This is a genomic window from Pseudomonas sp. Root401 (assembly GCF_001425105.1).
Taxonomy (GTDB): domain Bacteria; phylum Pseudomonadota; class Gammaproteobacteria; order Pseudomonadales; family Pseudomonadaceae; genus Aquipseudomonas; species Aquipseudomonas brassicacearum.
Genome location: NZ_LMDO01000014.1, coordinates 45,937 through 63,582, shown reverse-complemented (window position 1 = coordinate 63,582; position 17,646 = coordinate 45,937). Strand labels below are relative to the sequence as shown.

Annotated in this window: 23 protein-coding genes and 2 pseudogenes; 11 read left to right on the top strand and 14 right to left on the bottom strand. The window is 58.8% G+C overall.

The features are described from left to right. From ASC85_RS32780 to ASC85_RS13685, 7 genes and pseudogenes are all read right to left on the bottom strand, one after another. Nucleotides 1-803 (bottom strand): calcium-binding protein (locus ASC85_RS32780; protein ID WP_442966213.1); only part of this gene is annotated, 803 nt, incomplete at its 3' end. 55 nt (nucleotides 804-858) lie between these two features. Then, a complete protein-coding gene (locus ASC85_RS33520; RefSeq protein WP_330219811.1) occupies nucleotides 859-1,272 on the bottom strand; it encodes a hypothetical protein in 414 nt (137 codons plus the stop codon). Between the two features lie 33 nt (nucleotides 1,273-1,305). After that, nucleotides 1,306-1,897: calcium-binding protein (locus tag ASC85_RS33075; protein ID WP_442966212.1), on the bottom strand; the 592-nt coding region annotated here is incomplete at its 3' end. 432 nt (nucleotides 1,898-2,329) lie between these two features. Further along, nucleotides 2,330-2,419: pseudogene (locus tag ASC85_RS32125) on the bottom strand (Lrp/AsnC family transcriptional regulator); the annotation flags it as partial. Nucleotides 2,420-2,612: 193 nt separating this feature from the next. After that, complete coding sequence (locus tag ASC85_RS13690) at nucleotides 2,613-2,945, bottom strand: type II toxin-antitoxin system HicB family antitoxin (RefSeq protein ID WP_057449717.1); 333 nt, start codon at nucleotides 2,943-2,945, stop codon at nucleotides 2,613-2,615. Further along, nucleotides 2,942-3,196, bottom strand: a complete 255-nt coding sequence (locus tag ASC85_RS31180) for a type II toxin-antitoxin system HicA family toxin (protein ID WP_074849576.1) — start codon at nucleotides 3,194-3,196, stop codon at nucleotides 2,942-2,944. Before ASC85_RS31180 ends, ASC85_RS13690 begins: the two co-directional genes overlap by 4 nt. Before the next feature lie 744 nt (nucleotides 3,197-3,940). Continuing rightward, complete coding sequence (locus ASC85_RS13685; protein WP_057449716.1) at nucleotides 3,941-4,417, bottom strand: Lrp/AsnC family transcriptional regulator; 477 nt, start codon at nucleotides 4,415-4,417, stop codon at nucleotides 3,941-3,943. Between the two features lie 144 nt (nucleotides 4,418-4,561). Between ASC85_RS13685 and ASC85_RS13680 the strand changes: the two genes are divergently transcribed. From ASC85_RS13680 to ASC85_RS13660, 5 genes and pseudogenes are all read left to right on the top strand, one after another. Then, complete coding sequence (locus tag ASC85_RS13680) at nucleotides 4,562-5,191, top strand: LysE family translocator (protein WP_057449715.1); 630 nt, start codon at nucleotides 4,562-4,564, stop codon at nucleotides 5,189-5,191. Between the two features lie 79 nt (nucleotides 5,192-5,270). Next, complete coding sequence (locus ASC85_RS13675; RefSeq protein WP_024616086.1) at nucleotides 5,271-5,573, top strand: type II toxin-antitoxin system HigB family toxin; 303 nt, start codon at nucleotides 5,271-5,273, stop codon at nucleotides 5,571-5,573. Next, a complete protein-coding gene (locus ASC85_RS13670) occupies nucleotides 5,573-5,932 on the top strand; it encodes a helix-turn-helix domain-containing protein (protein WP_018606969.1) in 360 nt (119 codons plus the stop codon). Before ASC85_RS13675 ends, ASC85_RS13670 begins: the two co-directional genes overlap by 1 nt. A 471-nt stretch (nucleotides 5,933-6,403) precedes the next feature. Further along, nucleotides 6,404-6,580, top strand: a pseudogene (locus ASC85_RS13665) (type II toxin-antitoxin system HicA family toxin); the annotation flags it as partial. A gap of 40 nt (nucleotides 6,581-6,620) precedes the next feature. After that, on the top strand, nucleotides 6,621-7,031 hold the full coding sequence (locus tag ASC85_RS13660) for a type II toxin-antitoxin system HicB family antitoxin (protein WP_018606974.1): 411 nt from the start codon (nucleotides 6,621-6,623) through the stop codon (nucleotides 7,029-7,031). Nucleotides 7,032-7,151: 120 nt separating this feature from the next. Here ASC85_RS13660 and ASC85_RS32610 read toward each other — a convergent pair whose 3' ends face one another. After that, nucleotides 7,152-7,298 (bottom strand): hypothetical protein, encoded by a 147-nt coding sequence (locus tag ASC85_RS32610; protein WP_164488482.1) that lies wholly within the window; start codon nucleotides 7,296-7,298, stop codon nucleotides 7,152-7,154. A gap of 175 nt (nucleotides 7,299-7,473) precedes the next feature. Here ASC85_RS32610 and ASC85_RS13655 point away from each other — a divergent pair, with 175 nt between their 5' ends. Then, complete coding sequence (locus tag ASC85_RS13655; RefSeq protein ID WP_057449713.1) at nucleotides 7,474-7,878, top strand: low affinity iron permease family protein; 405 nt, start codon at nucleotides 7,474-7,476, stop codon at nucleotides 7,876-7,878. An 89-nt stretch (nucleotides 7,879-7,967) separates the two neighbouring features. Here the strand turns inward: ASC85_RS13655 and ASC85_RS13650 are convergent, their stop codons facing one another. Then, complete coding sequence (locus ASC85_RS13650) at nucleotides 7,968-8,471, bottom strand: DUF4142 domain-containing protein (protein ID WP_057449712.1); 504 nt, start codon at nucleotides 8,469-8,471, stop codon at nucleotides 7,968-7,970. Between the two features lie 325 nt (nucleotides 8,472-8,796). Beyond that, nucleotides 8,797-10,146, bottom strand: coding sequence for a sensor domain-containing protein (locus ASC85_RS13645; RefSeq protein ID WP_057449711.1), 1,350 nt, complete (start codon nucleotides 10,144-10,146; stop codon nucleotides 8,797-8,799). Between the two features lie 250 nt (nucleotides 10,147-10,396). On the opposite strand from ASC85_RS13645, the gene ASC85_RS13640 reads away from it, so the two are divergent. Both ASC85_RS13640 and ASC85_RS13635 read left to right on the top strand, forming a co-directional pair. Next, the gene (locus ASC85_RS13640) at nucleotides 10,397-10,636 is read left to right on the top strand and encodes a CopG family ribbon-helix-helix protein (protein ID WP_057449710.1); all 240 of its coding nucleotides are present in this window, start codon (nucleotides 10,397-10,399) and stop codon (nucleotides 10,634-10,636) included. Next, nucleotides 10,626-10,910 carry a type II toxin-antitoxin system RelE/ParE family toxin gene (locus tag ASC85_RS13635; RefSeq protein WP_057449709.1) on the top strand — a complete coding sequence of 95 codons (285 nt, stop codon included), beginning with the start codon at nucleotides 10,626-10,628 and terminating at the stop codon, nucleotides 10,908-10,910. The genes ASC85_RS13640 and ASC85_RS13635 overlap by 11 nt, the downstream gene beginning before the upstream one ends. A 30-nt stretch (nucleotides 10,911-10,940) precedes the next feature. Here ASC85_RS13635 and fos read toward each other — a convergent pair whose 3' ends face one another. Continuing rightward, nucleotides 10,941-11,354 carry a fosfomycin resistance glutathione transferase gene (gene fos / locus ASC85_RS13630; RefSeq protein WP_057449708.1) on the bottom strand — a complete coding sequence of 138 codons (414 nt, stop codon included), beginning with the start codon at nucleotides 11,352-11,354 and terminating at the stop codon, nucleotides 10,941-10,943. A 257-nt stretch (nucleotides 11,355-11,611) separates the two neighbouring features. On the opposite strand from fos, the gene ASC85_RS13625 reads away from it, so the two are divergent. Then, a complete protein-coding gene (locus ASC85_RS13625; protein ID WP_057449707.1) occupies nucleotides 11,612-12,847 on the top strand; it encodes an aminotransferase class I/II-fold pyridoxal phosphate-dependent enzyme in 1,236 nt (411 codons plus the stop codon). Between the two features lie 13 nt (nucleotides 12,848-12,860). Beyond that, nucleotides 12,861-14,024 (top strand): MFS transporter, encoded by a 1,164-nt coding sequence (locus ASC85_RS13620; protein ID WP_057449706.1) that lies wholly within the window; start codon nucleotides 12,861-12,863, stop codon nucleotides 14,022-14,024. Here the strand turns inward: ASC85_RS13620 and yiaY are convergent. Further along, nucleotides 14,021-15,169: an L-threonine dehydrogenase gene (yiaY, locus tag ASC85_RS13615; protein ID WP_014336993.1), complete on the bottom strand. Its 1,149-nt coding sequence runs from the start codon at nucleotides 15,167-15,169 to the stop codon at nucleotides 14,021-14,023. The genes ASC85_RS13620 and yiaY overlap by 4 nt on opposite strands. Nucleotides 15,170-15,309: 140 nt before the next feature. Between yiaY and ASC85_RS13610 the strand changes: the two genes are divergently transcribed. After that, entirely contained in the window at nucleotides 15,310-16,329 is a 1,020-nt protein-coding gene (locus tag ASC85_RS13610) for a DUF4917 family protein (protein WP_057449705.1), read from the top strand. Between the two features lie 151 nt (nucleotides 16,330-16,480). Here ASC85_RS13610 and ASC85_RS13605 read toward each other — a convergent pair whose 3' ends face one another. Beyond that, nucleotides 16,481-16,825, bottom strand: a complete 345-nt coding sequence (locus ASC85_RS13605) for a YegP family protein (RefSeq protein ID WP_057449704.1) — start codon at nucleotides 16,823-16,825, stop codon at nucleotides 16,481-16,483. Between the two features lie 81 nt (nucleotides 16,826-16,906). Further along, nucleotides 16,907-17,488 carry a DJ-1/PfpI family protein gene (locus ASC85_RS13600; RefSeq protein WP_018607000.1) on the bottom strand — a complete coding sequence of 194 codons (582 nt, stop codon included), beginning with the start codon at nucleotides 17,486-17,488 and terminating at the stop codon, nucleotides 16,907-16,909. Nucleotides 17,489-17,646: the final 158 nt, after the last annotated feature.

Genomic DNA, 17,646 nt, shown 5'->3' with positions numbered 1-17,646 from the left:
TTTACCCCGGCAGTCGAGCCCGAGTAGTCGACCGTGTCGACCCCGGCACCGCCGTCGAAATCGATACCGCTACCATCGCCAACGAACGTGTCGTTGAAAGTCGATCCTCTGATCGCCTCGATAGCGGTATAGGTATCACCTGCCGCGATCCCGGAATGCACGCCCGTCTTGAGGTTGATGGTCAACGCTTCYTTGCTGTCGGTATAACCCGCGATGTCATGGCCGGCACCGCCGATGAACTGATCCGCGCCCGCGCCACCGAACAGGGTGTCGTTACCCGAACCGCCGGTAATGACGTTGTCGCTGTCGTTGCCGTAACCGATGAATGCACCAGTGCCGACGTAGGTCAGGCGCTCGACGTTGGCCGCCAGGACCGTGCCGCTGGCATTGAGCACCGACACGCGAACTTCATCGTCGCCGCCACCGGCCTGTTCGATGATGGTGGGGGTGTACCCCATGCCGATGTTGTAGATGTCATCGCCGGCGCCCCCTTCCAGCCGTACCCCTGTGACGATGCTGTACGGACCGGCGGAGAGCACGTCGTTGAAGGCAGAGCCTATGACGGTTTCGACAGCCGTTAAAATAGTGCCTTCGGCATCTCCGCCCGTTCCTGCGGTTCCCGTCCCGAGACGGACATTGACGTTTACCCCGGCAGTCGAGCCCGAGTAGTCGACCGTGTCGACCCCGGCACCGCCGTCGAAATCGATACCGCTACCATCGCCAACGAAYGTGTCGTTGAAATTCGATCCTCTGATCGCCTCGATGTCGGTGTAGGTGTCRCCTGCCGCRATTCCGCTGTACACGCCGGTCTTGAGGTTGATGGTTACCGCTTCTTTGCTGTCGGTATAACCCGCGATGTCATGGCCAACACCGCCGATGAACTGATCCAGAGCCTATGACGGTTTCGACAGCCGTTAAAATAGTGCCTTCGGCATCTCCGCCCGTTCCTGCGGTTCCCGTCCCGAGACGGACATTGACGTTTACCCCGGCAGTCGAGCCCGAGTAGTCGACCGTGTCGACCCCGGCACCGCCGTCGAAATCGATACCGCTACCATCGCCAACGAATGTGTCGTTGAAATTCGATCCTCTGATCGCCTCGATGTCGGTGTAGGWGTCGCCTGCCGCAATTCCGCTATGCACGCCCGTCTTGAGGTTGATGGTTACCGCTTCTTTGCTGTCGGTATAACCCGCGATGTCATGGCCGGCACCGCCGATGAACTGATCCGCGCCCGCGCCACCGAACAGGGTGTCGTTACCCGAACCRCCGGTAATGAYGTTGTCGCTGTCGTTGCCATAACCGGTGANCACCGCCGATGAACTGATCCGCGCCCGCGCCACCGAACAGGGTGTCGTTACCCGAACCACCGGTAATGATGTTGTCGCTGTCGTTGCCATAACCGGTGAATGCACCAGTGCCGACGTAGGTCAGGCGCTCGACGTTGGCCGCCAGGACCGTGCCGCTGGCATTGAGCACCGACACGCGRACTTCATCGTCGCCGCCACCGGCCTGTTCGACGATGGTGGGGGTCTGCCCCATGTTGATGTTGTAGATATCGTCGCCAGCCCCGCCTTCCAGCCGTACCGCTGTGGCTATGGTGTACGGGCCAGCGGAGAGCACGTCGTTGAAGGCAGAACCTATGACGGTTTCGATACCAATGAGCGTATCCCCCTCTGCGTCGCCACCCCGTCCAACAAGTCCAGTGCTCTGGCGCAAATCTATACTGATACCTTCAGTAGATGCCGAATAGTCAACAGTATCTGAACCAGCACCGCCATCAATTTTGTCTGCGCCAGCAGTACCCTTGATGACATCATTCCCGCCCAGAGCGTTGATCTCATCATCCCCTGCAGTGCCAATTAGTGCATCTGCGCCAGCTGTTCCATTAATAACTGCCATTTTTCTTCCTTGCTTTAAGGATGGTAGAGGAGGTCTCGTAAAATCGGCGTTTGTTTAAAAAACTGAAACATGAATCTCGGCGGTATCTTTCGGCTGTGGCCAGTAAAGCTTGAGCGGAGATTTCGTCTGGAAAATGGGCAAGTAAAGTGTCATTCATTAAATTTCAGGCATGACAAAACCACCCGATCTGAACGAACGGGATATGTTTGATTTTTTACGGTCCATTGCGTGTTGGCACAGCCGATCCATGCAGAGTTCCATCCAAGGCCCTTCCCCCTATTGAGAAGTTAACTGGGCGCTGGGCGTTTTTCTGTGATAGCACGACAACATCACTCTACACAAGAGGTCTGATGCCCAAGGAAAGGGTAGCGTTCTGCTGACGTCCTATGTCAACGGGGGTGTTCCTGTGTCGCGCCGCCCGTGAGTATCCACTCAAGCACTTGGCAAATGCCCCAACGGCAACGCCCCCGGCGTCTTCACCGTATTAATCGCAAAGTTGCTCCGGATATCGCTCCCTCTCGGCCTCTTCGAGCATCCACACACGACGCGGGCATGGCGAGGCGGACAACGAGCCGACCAATCCAGACAGGGGAATACGAAGGGAGATGAGGACTCGGAGAACATGACGCGGCTTGATCAGTTGTGGACCGTGGACTATCGGCAAACGGTGTTTAACGGAGGCAAATGAAATCTGACTTCCTGTCGCAGTCTGTCTTCAAGCATGCACTTCACGATCAAGAACATCGGCCACCCACTGGTTGATACTCTTGTGGGCGAGCTGAGCTTTCACGGCGACCGTTGCATGGAGTGCGGGGGCTAGCCGTAGGCTGAGATTGCCAGAATAGGGCTTCTGCGGTGCTCGCCCCAGCTTGGCACAGGTCTCCAGATAATCATTAACCGCCTCTTCAAACGCGGCTCGAAGCTCGCTGACAGATTCGCCGTGAAACCCGACGACATCCTTAATACCAGCGATGTGGCCGACAAACAGACCGTCTTCATCGCTGTAGTCGATTCGGGCGGCGTAACCTTGATAATTCATAACGTTCACGGCGTAACTCCTGCTTGTTCAAGGAAAGCCCGAGCATCACGTACCTGGTAGGGCTTTGCTTCTTTGTCTGGGTGGGGCCGGTGGAACGTTGCGACCACGCCATTCAATTCAAAACGTACACGCGACCCACTGCCTTCAATGGTCTTGGCACCCGCTGCGCCAAACAGTGACTCAATACGAGCCCACTCCAGCGTTGAAAGCGTCGGCCTGGAAAATATGGCTCTGAGCGTGCTGTGCTGCTTATTGTTCATGGTATTACACCGCGATACCAAAAAAAAAGATTTATCACGTGCGCTTGACGTCGCCGACGTGTGAGTAGCACCGACTAAAAAAGTCAATGCGGACATGGTCATCCTTTCGGTTTTAACCAGCCCTCCCCGCCAATTCCACCTTTCGCGAAGCCGGCAAAATATGTCGGACGTCAATCGCTTATCACTCATCGTGCAATCCGTTCTGCGGGGCACTATTTCCTATCTACCCTACTGTGGATAGCGGGTAACTCCCGCTTCGTTTGTAGGCAAGATCAGAGAGTTGCGTAGGGGATGCGCTTACGTTGCTTTTCGGCGAGTTTTCGCCTTGTTGCCCTTGTCCTTCGATGGCTACTCTCCAGACGTCGCTGCGACCGGGCCTAGGAACTCGTTGAATTCAAGGCGCACAGCGCCCATAAAATTGCAGGCGCTTTTTGTGTTTGCGATGATGTTTTATGGCGGCTTTGCGTGGGACACCCTCGGGTGTGCCGGGTGCCTTGATTCCCGGTTCCTAGCCCACGTACGGCCGCCACCCGAATCTAGGAAAGGATGGCGGCGGTTTCTCAAGTCAAGGAGTGAAACTATGCGATACGTAATTCCATCCTATTTCCGCGCTTACCGAACCAAGCTTCAGCTTTAGTCCGTTTGAGAGTGGGAGCCCGCAAGATTCCCACCTAACGGCAAAACAAAAAGCCCCGGCGTTTTTCGCGGCGGGGCTTTTTGTATCTAATCTATGTCGTCCATTGCTCAGCTCCCCGGCAAATGCCCCAACGGCAACGCCCCCGGCGTCTTCACCGTATTAATCGCAAAGTTACTCCGGATATCGCTGATCCCGGGCAATTTCAACAAATGCCCCGTGACAAAACGGTCATAAGCTCGCAGGTCCGGCACCACGACTTGCAGTAGAAAATCCGACTCGCCCGATACCAGGAACGCCGAGATCACTTCGGGCAATGCCGTCACTGCCTGGCGAAATGCTTCGGCTCGCTCGTCGTTGTGCCGTTCGACCTTGACGCCGACGAAGATCGTCAGCCCGAGGCCCACTTCGTCGCGGTCCAGGACGGCTTGATAACCGCGAATGACACCGGCTTCTTCAAGCATCCGCACGCGGCGCAAGCAGGGTGAGGGGGACAGGCCGATTTCTTCGGCCAATTGCACGTTGCTCAGGCGGCCGTCGCGTTGCAGCGCGACGAGGATTTTACGGTCGAAGGCGTCCAGTTTCATAAGTTGGCATTTTCCGATTGGATGATGCAGATACGTGGCAGGTTATGCCAATTCGTGAAGCTTTAGAAGCTGACTTCGCAACCACCTGCCCCGCCTATCAGCCATAGACTGGGCACTTGCTAATCGTTGATGAAGGGGTGTGGCATGGCAGAGCTCGGGTTATTTTTGATGGCGTTGACGGTGGCGTATCTGTTGCCCGGGCCGGACATGATTCTGCTGCTGCAAACCGGTGCCCGTCAGGGCAGGAGCGCGGCACTGGCGACGGCGGTGGGCCTGGGGATTGCTCGGGGGTGTCATGTTGCATTGGCGGCGTTGGGGCTTTCGGCCTTGTTCAAGACAGCACCATGGACATTCGATGTGGTGCGCCTGGCCGGGGCTGCCTACTTGTTATGGGTCGGTTTTCAATGCCTGCGGACCACCTTATTGCCGAGTTTTGAAAACGCCGCTGTCGAGGCCGGAAAGCGGCGTTGGCACCAGGCGATTCGGCGTGGGCTGCTGACCAATCTGCTCAATCCCAAGGCCTTGCTGTTTTGCTCAGTGCTGCTGCCGCAATTCATCGATCCACAAGGCGGGCCGGTGCTGGGGCAATTCGCGACCCTGGGCGTGATGCTGGTCGGCGTCGGCCTGCTGTTCGATAGCGCCTATGCATTGGCGGGTGTCGCACTCGGTCGCTGGCTTCAGCGTTCGCCTTCGGCCCAGCGCGTGCAGCAGTGGTTGTTTGGCAGTCTTCTGATTGGTTTTGCGGTACGGCTGACGTTTGTGCAGCAGTCATAGCGATTGCAGTTTCGCAAAGTACCCCAATTGCAACGCCGGCCCAGTCAGACTAGACTCCTCCCAAAACGGGAGAAAATAGGTGCGGATTATCGCGAGAGGTACCTTGCGGGAATTTTGGGAAAGCAATCCCGCTTATGCCGATTCCCAGACGCCATTGGTTGAATGGTATCGACACATGGAGAAAGCGACCTATCGAACGCCTCAAGAGATTAAGGCTGAACTCAGAACGGCCAGTATTCTCAAAAGCGCCAGGGTTGTATTCAACATCGGCGGTAACAAATACCGAGTAATTCTGGCAATCGATTATCAGAGACAGCTTGGTTTTGTACGATTCGTCGGCACCCACGCCCAGTACGACCAAATCAACGCGGAGACCGTATGATGAACATCAAACCCATTCGCAACCAGGATGACTTGAATGCAGCGTTTACTCGCATCGAACAACTCTGGGGTGCGGAAGTCGGTTCGGCTGAAGGCGATGAACTGGAAATCCTTGCCTTGTTAATCGAAAAATACGAGGACGAGCACTACCCGATGCCACCCTCCGATCCAATTGAGGCAATTAAATTCCGAATGGATCAACAAGGCTTGACTCCGCGTGACTTGGAACCGTTCCTTGGTTCGAGCGGACGTGTATCTGAAGTGCTGAACCGCAAACGCAAGCTGAGTCTGGCGATGATTAAACGCCTGCACGACGGATTGCGAATTCCTTACGAGAGCCTACTGTCGGACGTTGCGTAATACATAGCGACTCCACACCAATCTGCAGCAGCATCTCAAGATCGAAAAAACCGGTCCAACCTGGCCGGTTTTTTTGTGCTTTTTTTCTGCAACAGCTAAAACTCGAGGCTGCTTCACGCCCAGCGGGAGCTCTCATGGAACAAATTACAACCCCATGTTTTTAAAGTACTTTTAAACAAGCTGCAATGTGACTCAGTTGGACCGCTATCCCCTCGCCACAAGACCTGTTCCCTGCGCGACAGCGCAGCGTCGAAGACGCGGCGGGGACTCCCTCGCCACACAAGCATTTTCGTCCGGCTTCACATCCCGAAATAAACCCACCCTACCCCTCTGCCGCCCTTGTGCGACGCCGCTTCTAGACTTCGTTGCGATGACTGCGCATACCTGCCGAGGTCACCTTCGGTGGTTATAGTGTTGATCATTCATTTTCAGTAGGTATAGTACCCACCAAGCACACCACACGGAGGTGTTGTGAATAGCCGATTTTTGATAAGCCAGATCATTGCAGACGGTTGGTATCTGGTGCGGGTTCGGGGCAGCCACCATCACTTCAAGCACCCGACCAAGCCGGGATTGGTCACGGTTCCTCATACGAAGAAGGACCTGCTCAAGAAAACGGCCATCAGTATTTTGCAACAGGCGCTGCTTCAGCCAGCCCGTTGCGCGACGTTCCCGGAGGACGATGAATATGCTTTACCCGATTGCGATTTCCATGGGCGATGACAAGCACGCCTGGGGTGTTGAAGTACCGGATATTCCCGGATGCTTTTCCGCAGGCGATGACCTGGACGAGGCCATGGCGATGGCGCGTGAGGCCATCGAGGGACATTTCGAGATTCTGGCTGAGGACGGCTCGCCGATTCCGTCGGCCAACACCGTCACCTTGCACGCCGCCAATCCGGCCTATGCCGGCTGCACCTGGGCGCTGGTGGACATCGATGTGACCAAGTACCTGGGCAAGGCGCAGAAACTCAACATCACGTTGCCCGGCTATCTGCTCAATCGTATTGATGAATACGTGTTGCACCATCCTGAAGAGAAGAGCCGTTCCGGCTTCCTGGCTTCGGCAGCGCTGAAGGTGTTGCAACAAGGGCGCTGAGACGCCACCACCAACTGTGGGAGCGCGCTTGCTCGCGATAGCGGTATGTCAGGCACCCGTGATATCGCTGAGCCGACGCCATCACGAGCAAGCTCGCTCCCACAGGGTTGAGCTAGACGACTATTTGTTTTCCGTTCCCGACTCTTTCATCTGCACCGAGGACTTGGTGCCATCGGTGTTGTCCTTGGTTTCGTTACCCGAGTTGTCGAAGCAGCCTTGCAGGGCAAACAAACAGCAGGCAAGGCAAACAGTGTGTGCAAGGTTCATGGTGGACTCCGAAGCTGAGGGCTTTAAGGAGTGACCCGCCAACACGGCAATTGGTTGCGATGATTTTCAGGCTGCACGAAAAACTTGCCGAACAGCGGCGCCTGAAGATGTAAGCAGAATTTTCGCCGTTTCATTGCTGTCACACCAGACAGGTGCATCCATAAGGAACACAGCAATGACCTTCGCAAAAATCGCTCAAAAACTGGCCCTTTGGGCGGGGAGCCCCAAGACGTTTCTGGGGGCCATCGTGTTGTTGGCGCTCTGGGCCCTCAGCGGACCTCTTTTCGACTTCAATGACACATGGCAACTGATCATCAATACATCAACGACGATCATTACCTTCCTGATGGTGTTCCTGATTCAAAACACGCAAAACCGCGATACCGACATCTTGCACCTCAAGGTCGATGAGTTATTGCGAGCGACCAAGGAGGCACAGAATGCAATGCTCGGCCTTGAATCGCTGGACCTCAAGCAACTGGAGGCGCTGAGAAAGCATTACCAGGCCATGGGCCAGGGCGAAGCCAAGAGTCTTGAAGGGCTGGAAGAAAAGAACAAAGTAGACCTGAACCAGTGCTGACGCAGACGCGCTGGAAGGTTCTCCTTTTGGTGGGCAAAAATCAGCCGGGACGCGAACGTCCCGGCCCTGAATACAAAAGACGCAGCGGATCAGCGGCTGGCTTGCAGCGCCCTGGCCATTTCGAGATGGGTCTGCAGTTTAGGCAGGGTTTCATCGGCGAAGGCCTTGATCTCCGGCACTTCGGTGGTCTGGGCCTCCTGCTGGATCTGCGCGATGGCCTCCTCGGTGGCTTTGACCTGGGTGGCGGCATACGCAGCCTCGAACGACTCACCTTCCTTGACCTGCGGCATCAGGGCCTTGGCCTTGTCCGCCACCTCCTCCCGGGGGGCGACAGGCAAGTCGAGCTTCTTGGCGATCTTCGCCAGGTGTTGATTGGCCGTGGTGCGGTCGTTGATGACCATGATGGTGTAGTCCTTGACCTCCCTGGATTCGGCTTTCCCGTGGGCCATGCGACTTGTCTCGATGTCGGCCATGCCTTTGGCGGAAGCATCGTTGATGAATTCGGCAGGCGATTGGGCCCAGGCACTGTTGGCGCCCAGGCCCATCAACACGACAACACTGATGGTGCGAAAAAAGCTGGCCATACGGCTCATGGTCGCGCCCTCCTCTGATGAAAGTTCTGGTGGTTTATCCACCGTTGAATCAGAACCAGCCATGAATACAGCGAAACGTGCGACCCGGCTTTCGACGGTTTCTATCCACGGTCGTGATGCTGGTTCTCCCACTTCTGCGACCCGCTTCGGACACCTTCGTTCGATCGTGAGCAATGTTTGCCGGATAAATACCGCTTGAACCGGGCATGATCCAGCCCTCCCCATTCGTGAATGCAGGGCACGCAGAGCCCTTCTTGTATTCGAATTGGATATGGGCTGAAGGTTTGAGAAAGGTGCTTGTGCCACGACGAACGGTGGCGCGCTATCAGATGCCGAACGCCCTGTGATTCTGGCGCTTGGCCGCATACATCGCCTCGTCGGCGTGGCGGAACAGGGCGACATCTTCGGTGCCATGGTCGGGGAAACAGGCCATGCCGATGCTCGGTTCGATGCTCAGGCAGTGCCCGTCCAGACGCAGTGGCTGGGCCAGCGCATGGCGAATTTTCTCCCGCACACTGTGGGCATCCCCCAAAGCCTGGATGCTGTGCAGCAAGACCACGAACTCGTCCCCGCCAATACGTGCCACGGTGTCGGTGTCGCGGATACAGCCCTTGAGACGATTGGCCACCGCTTGCAGCAGCATGTCGCCCACCCCGTGGCCATAGGTGTCGTTGACCTGCTTGAAACGGTCCAGGTCGATGTACAGCAAGGCCATGCGCCCGGACGCAGCACGAGCGGTTGCCAAGGCGCACTTGAACCGCTCCCGGAGTAATTCGCGGTTGGGCACCTGGGTCAATTGATCGTACTGAGCCATGTGCTGCAACCGGGCGTGCAATTGCTTGCGCTCGATGGCGATGGTGAGTTGCGCGCATACGTATTGCAGCAACTCCTTGTCCTGCTCGGTGTAGCGCACGTTGTGCGGCGCGCTCTTGACGATCAGCGCGCCAATCGTGCCGCTCTGCGAGTTCAGCGGCACGCCCAGCCAACACGGCGCATCCGGCCGCGCCACAAGGTCGTCGAACCCCGGCGGCAAATCGTTGCAACCGGGCGTTAGCAGGATTGGCTGGCCGCTGCGCATCACTTCGGCGCACAAACGCCCGGTGACCGTGCCCGGCAATTCGGGCTGCCCCTCACGGTCGTCGACGTGATAGGGGAAGTTAAGTTGCGAGCATTGTTCGTCATACAGCGCCACCGAGAAATTCAGCGCCGGCAGCCACTCGCCAATAATCAGGTGGATGCGCTTGAACAGCGCCAGCAGGTCCGCCGCGGCATGGGCCGCCTCGGAAATCGCATACAACGCCGCCTGCCGGGACTCGGCCTGCTTGCGTTCGGTGATGTCCCGGGCCACGGCAATGCGCAGTTGGTCCGCCGGCGACCAGCGCGCCGACCACAGGATGTGCACCACCCGACCGTCCTTGCGCAGGTAACGGTTCTCGAAATTGAGCTTGGGCTCGCCGTCCATGATCTCCCGAGCCGCCTCGAGGGTCCGCTGGCGATCGGCAGGGTGCACCAGGTCGATCATCGGCTGGCCGATCAGTTCCTGCGGGGTGTAGCCAAAAATCTGTTCGCAGGCAGCACTGACAAACACGAAACGCCCTTGGCCGTCGACGGCACACACGGCGTCCAGCAAAAGGTCGATGTAGCTGGCCAGCGGCGCGGAACTTCGAGTGTCCATGGGGCTGGAGGTCATCCGGATAATGCAACGGTGAGCGAAGCGGGTGATCGTCAGTTCGTGACGCCGATACAACGAGCGAGACCGACGCGCCCCATCAATACCGATGAGGATAGCGCAGGGGATCAGACTGTAGAGGATGAGCCTCGATATCAGGGCGAACATTCACACAAACGATGGAGACCGACGGGACTGGCAACACTTCAAGGACGATGTAGTATGTTGTATTACAAACCACTACATCGAGATCATCATGTCCGTCATGTCATTGCGCTTGCCCGATGAAGTCGCCGAAACCCTGGCGATATTGGCCAAGGCTACCGGGCGCAGCAAATCATTCCTGGCCGTCGATGCGCTACGCGAATACCTGGCCCGTGAAGCCTGGCAGATCAAGGAAATCCAAGAAGCCTTGCATGAGGCAGATGCAGGTGACTTCGCTAGTCCCGAGGATGTCAACGCGATTGCCGAAAAATGGATGAACAATGCAGGTTGAGTGGCTGCGTACTGCCCTCAAGAATCTGGACGACGAAGCCGCTTACATTGCGCTGGACAATCCAAAAGCAGCAGCGCACTTCGTCAAGGCAATCCTCATGAGCGTCGAGCAACTTGCCCAATTCCCGGCGTCCGGTCGTGAAGGCCGCCTGGCTGGCACCCGTGAATGGGTTGTCCCCGACCGTCCGTACCTGATTCCCTATCGCGTTCGCCACGGGCGCGTGCAAATCCTGCGACTGTTCCATACGCGACGATTGCCGCCCAACGCCTGGTAGGTGCAGCCACTCGCTTCAACGCAACCCCCGTCACTCCGTAAAAAACGCCATACCGGCATACGGTGCCTGACGGCAGGCCTTCAACCGCGACTCCAGGTCGCCCACGTGGACTTCGAGCTTGTGCCCGTCCGGGTCGAGAAAGTAGAACGAATCACCCTCGCTGCGATTGTCGCGCCACGATGACACCTGGGCCGCGTTCAGCCGCGCCACCAACACCGGAAAATCCTCGGCAGCGATGCTGAAAGCGTAATGGGTGTAGTCCGCCACCGGATCGAGCCTGCGCAACGGGTCGAAAGCCAGGCACAACCACAAACCCGGCAGCGACAAATAGGCCCCGCGGTCCCACTTGGCTTCGAGCCGCAGCTGCAATAGCTCGCCATAAAAAACCACACTGCGATCCAGGTCGGTGACGGCAAGGGTCAGATGATTGAGGCCTGAGAGCATCAGCAAGCAACCTTCAGAAAAGAGTGATAACCCAGCGGGCTTGGGGCGAACCCAGGGTACTTCCAAGCTCCGACATCGCCGACGGATTCCCCGTCCAAGGCCCTAGGCAAAGTCCTACACAGAACTCTCCAGTGACACTCAAACACGCCGGAAACAGCCGATTCAAAGCCCTGCACAACAATCTGTAAAGTCTGGAAACACACCGCTATCGAAACACCCCACGGACAGCACCACTCATCAAGGAATGTAATCGCACCATGAACCAGACTGCTCAAGCGCCCCATCACTTCACACACTACCGCAAGGTGATTTCCCTCGCAGACCAGAACTGGCAGGGCACCGAAGCCGGAAAAATCTCAGGGCTGAATGTCGAGGTCAAGACACCCAATATGCTGGTCGACCAATACGGTCGCACCTTCCATCACTTCTGTACCACGTCCTACCTGGGCCTGGACTATCACCCCGCGTTGCTGGACGGCGCCATGACTGCCCTGTGGGAAACCGGAACCCTGCGGGTCGCCAACTCAAGGAACCGCTGCAAGCTGGCGATCCTGGACCAGTACGAAACCCAATTGTCGGAGCTGTTCGGTGCCAGTTGCCTCAGTGCCCTGTCGTGCAGCGCGGCAAGCGCCGGTATCCTGCCGCTGCTGGCCAGCGGCGCGTTCACCAACCAGTGTTCGCCGGTCATGGTGTTCGACAAACACGCCCATTACTCGATGAACCACAGCAAGGCCGCCTGCGCCGATGAAACCCAGGTCGTCACCTGCCCGCACAACGACATGGATTTCATCGAAGACCTGTGCAAACGCCAGCGCTGCGTGGCATACGTGGCCGACAGCGCGTACAGCATGGGCGGATTGGCGGACCTGGACAGCCTGATGTACCTCAAGCAACGCTATGGCCTGTTTCTCTATCTGGACGACTCCCACGCGCTGTCTGCGGTCGGGGAGTCCGGCGCAGGCCTGGTCCGTTCGCGCGTCCCTGCCGTGGATGAACGCACCCTGATCGTAGCTTCGCTGGCCAAGTCATTCGGCGCCAGTGGCGGGCTGGTCATGTTTGGCAGCGAACGGCACAAGGCGCTGGTGCAGCGTTACGGTGGGCCGAGCAATTGGTCCCAGAGCCTGAACGCAGCGGCCATCGGCGCCGGCATGGCGTCGATCCGCCTGCACCGCAGTCGAGAATTCAGCGCCCTGCAGGAGCGTTTGCAAGCTAATATCCGCTTCTTCGACAGCCTCGTGCGCACTGAACAGCACGGCAACCCCATGGCGATCCGCATGGTGCCCTGCGGTGAAGCGGCCCTGGCCAACAGCCTGGCCGTCGAACTGGCCGAACTGGGGTATTTCACTTCAGCGGTCTTTTTCCCCGTGGTGCCGCAAGGCAAGGCCGCCATTCGCATTACCCTGCGCGCCGACATGGAGCCGAACGTGATTCGCTCGTTTTGCGAAAAGATCACCGAACTGCTACTGACCCACGGGCGTGACATTCGCCCTTGAGACAGGACGTTCGATGAAGAACCGCACAACCCTGATCGTCACCTGCACCACCGTTTTCCTGGCCCAACTGGGCATGAGCATCTACTTGCCGGCCCTGCCCGATATCGCCCGGGACCTGGGCGCCGATGCGTCCCGGGTTTCCTGGGGCTTGTCGGTGTACCTGATCGGCATGGCGCTGCCGATGTTGCTGTGGGGCAGCCTGAGCCAGCGGCTGGGGCGCAAGCCGGTCTTGCTGGCGGCCTTGGGGTTGTACGGTTTGGCCAACCTGGCCCTGCCGCTGGGCACAACCGTGGAGGCGTTCCTGACGCTCAGGTTGATCCAGGGCATCGGCGCCAGCGGTATCTCGGTGATGGCGCGGGTCTTGATTCGGGACAGTTTCAGCGGCGATCTGTTGGCCAAGGCGCTGTCCTGGATATCGATCGCCTTTGTGATTGCCCTCGGTATCGGCCAGTACCTGGGCTCGCTGATCCAGGCCGCTTTCGGCTGGGAGGCGATTTTCCAGGGCTTGGGCGCCGTCAGCCTGGCGATGGCAGCGGCGGTGTCCCGGGCCGGGTTCCCGGTGCTGGTGCAAGCCGGCAACGGGCAATCGGCGTGGAGCATCTACGGGCAGATCCTGCGTCGACGCGCGTTCCTGCTGCCGGCCTTGGCGGGTGGGCTGGGTTACGGTGTCATCGTCGCCTTCAACACCGCCGCGCCGCTGATCCTGCAGGAGAGCTTCCACTGGTCGCCCATTGAATACGGCCTGCTGGGCTGGCCGGTCAGTGCCGCGTACTTGCTTGGGGCGCTGGTGGTGAACGCTTTTGTACTGCGTACCGGCCAACGACGAATGATGGGCTGGGGCATCGCCCTGGTGCTGGGCGGGAGCATGACCATGCTGGCAGGCAGCCTCACCCTGAGCAGCATCGCGCTGCTCTTCTGGCTGCCGTATTGCTTCGCGGTGTTTGGCCAGTCGTTGATCTACCCCATCAGCCTGTCCCTGGCCAACGAAGGCTCACCGGTGGCCGGCGCTTATGCCATGGCGTTGAGCGGGTTCCTGCACCAACTGATGGCCTCGGTGATCGGTGCCATGGCCAGCCTGTTGTTGAGCCAACAGGCCTGGCCGCTGGCGGCGTTGTGCGCGCTGTTGGGGGCGGCGGCGATGCTCTGTGTGAGGTTCGCGCCGCCCCGGGTCGCTTAGAACGCGCTGCGGAAAATCTCTTCGATCTGCCGCTGGTCCGCCGCCCTTGGATTGGTCAGGCCGCAGGCGTCTTTCAAGGCGTTGGCGGCCAGCACCGGTACGTCATTGAGGCGTACGCCCAAATCACGCAAACCGGCCGGAATGTCCACATCAAGGGCCAGTTTACGGATCGCCGCAATGGCGTCGCGAGCCCCCTCTTCCGGGCTGAAGCCGCGCGTATCAGCGCCCATGGCATGGGCCACGTCGGTCAGGCGAACGGCGCACACCGAAGCGTTGAAGCTCTGCACATGAGGCAACAGCACCGCGTTGCACACACCATGAGGCAGGTCGTAGAAGCCACCCAGCTGATGCGCCATCGCGTGTACGAAACCCAACGATGCATTGTTGAACGCCATCCCCGCGAGAAACTGCGCGTAGGCCATGTTCTCCCGCGCGGTCAGGTCATTGCCGTCACGCACGGCCAGGCGCAGGTTGTTGCTGATCAGGGTGATGGCCTTCAGGGCGCAGGCATCGGTGATGGGGTTGGCGGCGGTGGAGACATAAGCCTCGATCGCGTGGGTCAGTGCATCCATGCCGGTGGCGGCCGTCAGGCCCTTGGGCATCGCCACCATCAGCGCCGGGTCGTTCACCGACATCAATGGGGTGACGTTGCGATCGACAATCGCCATTTTCACGTGGCGTGTCTCGTCGGTGATGATGCAAAAACGGGTCATTTCGCTGGCGGTGCCCGCCGTGGTGTTGATGGCGATCAGCGGCAACTGCGGCTTGCTCGAACGGTCGACGCCTTCATAGTCGCGAATCTGCCCGCCGTTGGTGGCGCACAGGGCGATGCCCTTGGCGCAGTCGTGGGGCGAACCACCGCCCAGCGACACGACGAAATCACACTGGCTCTCCTTCAGCAGCCCCAGCCCGAGCTCGACATTGGCAATGCTCGGATTGGGCTTGGCACCGTCGAAAATCACCGAGTCGATGTCCTGTATCGCCAACAACTCGGCCACCTTGGTGGCGACGCCGGCCTTGGCCAGCCCCGCGTCGGTGACGATCAGGGCTTTGCGAAAGCCGTAGTTGCGGATAGCGGTCATCGCTTCATCGAGGCAGCCCAGCCCCATGATGTTCACGGCGGGAATGAAAAAAGTGCTGCTCATGGGGTCACGCTCCTGGTTGAGGCCGGATCGGCAGGGCCTACAGAATGACCGAGTAGTCATGACGCATCTTGATCTGGCTCAAGACTGGGTCGTGATAAAGTCGCGCCCTGCCTTTGCCACGTTTTGAGATGATCCTTGCGATGACCGATTTCCAGGAATACGACACCCGGCTCGAAGACTGGGAGACCTTGCGCGCCGACACCGCTTTCAGCGGCCTGTTGGTGGGCAATGGGGCCAGCCGCGCAGTGTGGGATGATTTCGGCTATGACTCGCTGTTCGAAAATGCCCGCACCGTCGAGGAAAAACCCCTGAGCCCGTCGGAGCTGAGCGTGTTCGACGCGATGCAGACACGCAGTTTCGAACAGGTGCTCGCTGCGCTGAAAACCACCAGTCGGGTCAACAAGGCCCTGGCCGTCAGCTCCGCCGCGCCGCGCAATCGCTATTACGCGATCAAGGAAGCGCTGATCAACACCGTGCACGCCGTGCACATCCCGTGGCGCCTGGTGCAACCCTCGACCCTGGCAACGCTCAACCAGGAGCTGAGCCGCTACCGCACGGTGTTCACCAGCAACTACGACCTGCTCAACTACTGGGCGATCCAGCAGGCGCCCGAGAGCATCAGCGACCTGTTCTTCGGCGATGACCACAGTTTCGACCTGAGCCAGGCAAGCACGGACAAACCGCGCCTGCTGTACCTGCACGGCGGCCTGCACCTGGTACGCAACCAGGACGGCACCGCTCGCAAGCTCACCTCCACCGAAGGCACCTTGCTGGGCAGTTTCGCCATCAACAACACGATCAAGACCCTCGACGACGTACCGTTGTTCGTCAATGAAGGCCCAAGCCAGGACAAGCTCAAGACCATCCGCAGCAGCGATTACCTGTCGTTCTGCTACGACCAGTTGCTGCAACACGGCGACAACCTGTGCCTGTTCGGCCATGCCCTGGGCGAGCAGGACAACCACATTGTGCAAGCCTTGCGCCTGGCCGCACCGAAAACCGTGGCGATTTCGATCTATCCTCGTAGCCAGGCGTTCATCCAGCATCAGAAGCGGCATTACGCCAAGGTGTTCCAGGGGCTGGAGGTGCAGTTGCGCTTTTTCGATGCGAAGAGCCATCCGCTGGGCGATCCGAAGTTGTCGGTGCCGGTGGAGGTTTAAAACACGTGTGGAGAGGGGATCCATGTGTGGGAGCAAAGCTTGCTCGCGATGAACGATGACTCGGTTAGCCTGCACAACCGCAGTGCCTGCATCGCGAGCAAGCTTTGCTCCCACGGATCCCCTCGCCACAGTTCTCCTTATTATCGTTCTGTCAGAGCGCAGCCACGGTCTTGTCCTTGATGACCGTCGTCGGTCCGTTGGCCTTGACGCTGGCAATGCCTTTGTCCCGGGCCGCGTCCGATGAATAAGCTTCACTGCTGCCAATCACTTCATGGTTGGCAGCCTTGAGGTTGAAGTACGGATGGCCGTCCTTGGTGTTCTTGAGTTCATAGCGCTCGGCCAACGGACTGTTTTTCTGCACCGAAGCAATGCCACCATCGACACCGCTGCGGGTGGTGTACAGCTCACTGGTCAAGATTGTCTCGGCGTTGGCCGCCTTGAGCACAAACCGAAACTGGCCACTGCTGCTTTTGCTGATTTCGTACCATCCGGACATGATTTTTCTCCTGGCAATGAAGACATGCCCCGAGAGTAAAGACCCGCTGCGCTTGCCTTGCCAGTCCGCTGTGCGGCGTTATCACAAGGTGATGGCCGTGCCCAGCAGCGTCAGGAAACCCGCCAGCCAGTTCGGATGCGCAGGCCAGGCCGGTGCCGTTGCGAGGTTGCCCTGGACATGGCCCTGGGTCACGGGAATGTCGATATAGGTCCCGCCCGCCAGTCGGACTTCCGGAGCGCACGCCGGGTAGGCGCTGCATTCACGCCCTTCGAGAATGCCCGCCGCCGCCAGCAATTGCGCACCGTGGCACACCGCCGCAATCGGCTTGCCCGCCAGATCGAAATCGCGCACCAGTTGCAGGACGGTTTCATTCAGGCGCAGGTATTCCGGTGCTCGCCCACCCGGCACCAGCAGCGCGTCGTAGTCGGCGGCCTGGACGTTGGCGAAGTCATGGTTGAGGGCAAACAAGTGCCCCGGTTTTTCACTGTAGGTCTGGTCGCCTTCGAAATCGTGGATCGCCGTGCGCACCGTCTGCCCAGCGGTTTTGTCCGGGCACACGGCGTGCACGGTGTGACCGACCATCTGCAGGGCCTGGAACGGCACCATGACTTCATAATCTTCGACGTAATCGCCGACCAGCATGAGGATTTTCTTGACGGGCATGGGGTGGGCTCCTTTGGGGATGCGTGAGTGGTTAACGCATTAAAGGTAGTCCGGAGTGTTGGCAGGCGAGCGATAACCGCTCATTACCTGACGGGATGCACCTCTGCCCCTTGTGGGAGCGAGTCCTGTGGGAGCAAAGCTTGCTCGCGATGAACGAT

Bases quoted from the DNA above. Each gene is read 5' to 3' on its own strand.
- ASC85_RS31180 (WP_074849576.1), bottom strand. From the start codon at position 3,196: ATGAACAATAAGCAGCACAGCACGCTCAGAGCCATATTTTCCAGGCCG.
- ASC85_RS13685 (WP_057449716.1), bottom strand. From the start codon at position 4,417: ATGAAACTGGACGCCTTCGACCGTAAAATCCTCGTCGCGCTGCAACGC.
- ASC85_RS13680 (WP_057449715.1), top strand. From the start codon at position 4,562: ATGGCAGAGCTCGGGTTATTTTTGATGGCGTTGACGGTGGCGTATCTG.
- ASC85_RS13670 (WP_018606969.1), top strand. From the start codon at position 5,573: ATGAACATCAAACCCATTCGCAACCAGGATGACTTGAATGCAGCGTTT.
- ASC85_RS13660 (WP_018606974.1), top strand. From the start codon at position 6,621: ATGCTTTACCCGATTGCGATTTCCATGGGCGATGACAAGCACGCCTGG.
- ASC85_RS32610 (WP_164488482.1), bottom strand. From the start codon at position 7,298: ATGAACCTTGCACACACTGTTTGCCTTGCCTGCTGTTTGTTTGCCCTG.
- ASC85_RS13655 (WP_057449713.1), top strand. From the start codon at position 7,474: ATGACCTTCGCAAAAATCGCTCAAAAACTGGCCCTTTGGGCGGGGAGC.
- ASC85_RS13650 (WP_057449712.1), bottom strand. From the start codon at position 8,471: ATGAGCCGTATGGCCAGCTTTTTTCGCACCATCAGTGTTGTCGTGTTG.
- ASC85_RS13645 (WP_057449711.1), bottom strand. From the start codon at position 10,146: ATGGACACTCGAAGTTCCGCGCCGCTGGCCAGCTACATCGACCTTTTG.
- ASC85_RS13640 (WP_057449710.1), top strand. From the start codon at position 10,397: ATGTCCGTCATGTCATTGCGCTTGCCCGATGAAGTCGCCGAAACCCTG.
- ASC85_RS13635 (WP_057449709.1), top strand. From the start codon at position 10,626: ATGCAGGTTGAGTGGCTGCGTACTGCCCTCAAGAATCTGGACGACGAA.
- fos (WP_057449708.1), bottom strand. From the start codon at position 11,354: ATGCTCTCAGGCCTCAATCATCTGACCCTTGCCGTCACCGACCTGGAT.
- ASC85_RS13625 (WP_057449707.1), top strand. From the start codon at position 11,612: ATGAACCAGACTGCTCAAGCGCCCCATCACTTCACACACTACCGCAAG.
- ASC85_RS13620 (WP_057449706.1), top strand. From the start codon at position 12,861: ATGAAGAACCGCACAACCCTGATCGTCACCTGCACCACCGTTTTCCTG.
- yiaY (WP_014336993.1), bottom strand. From the start codon at position 15,169: ATGAGCAGCACTTTTTTCATTCCCGCCGTGAACATCATGGGGCTGGGC.
- ASC85_RS13610 (WP_057449705.1), top strand. From the start codon at position 15,310: ATGACCGATTTCCAGGAATACGACACCCGGCTCGAAGACTGGGAGACC.
- ASC85_RS13605 (WP_057449704.1), bottom strand. From the start codon at position 16,825: ATGTCCGGATGGTACGAAATCAGCAAAAGCAGCAGTGGCCAGTTTCGG.
- ASC85_RS13600 (WP_018607000.1), bottom strand. From the start codon at position 17,488: ATGCCCGTCAAGAAAATCCTCATGCTGGTCGGCGATTACGTCGAAGAT.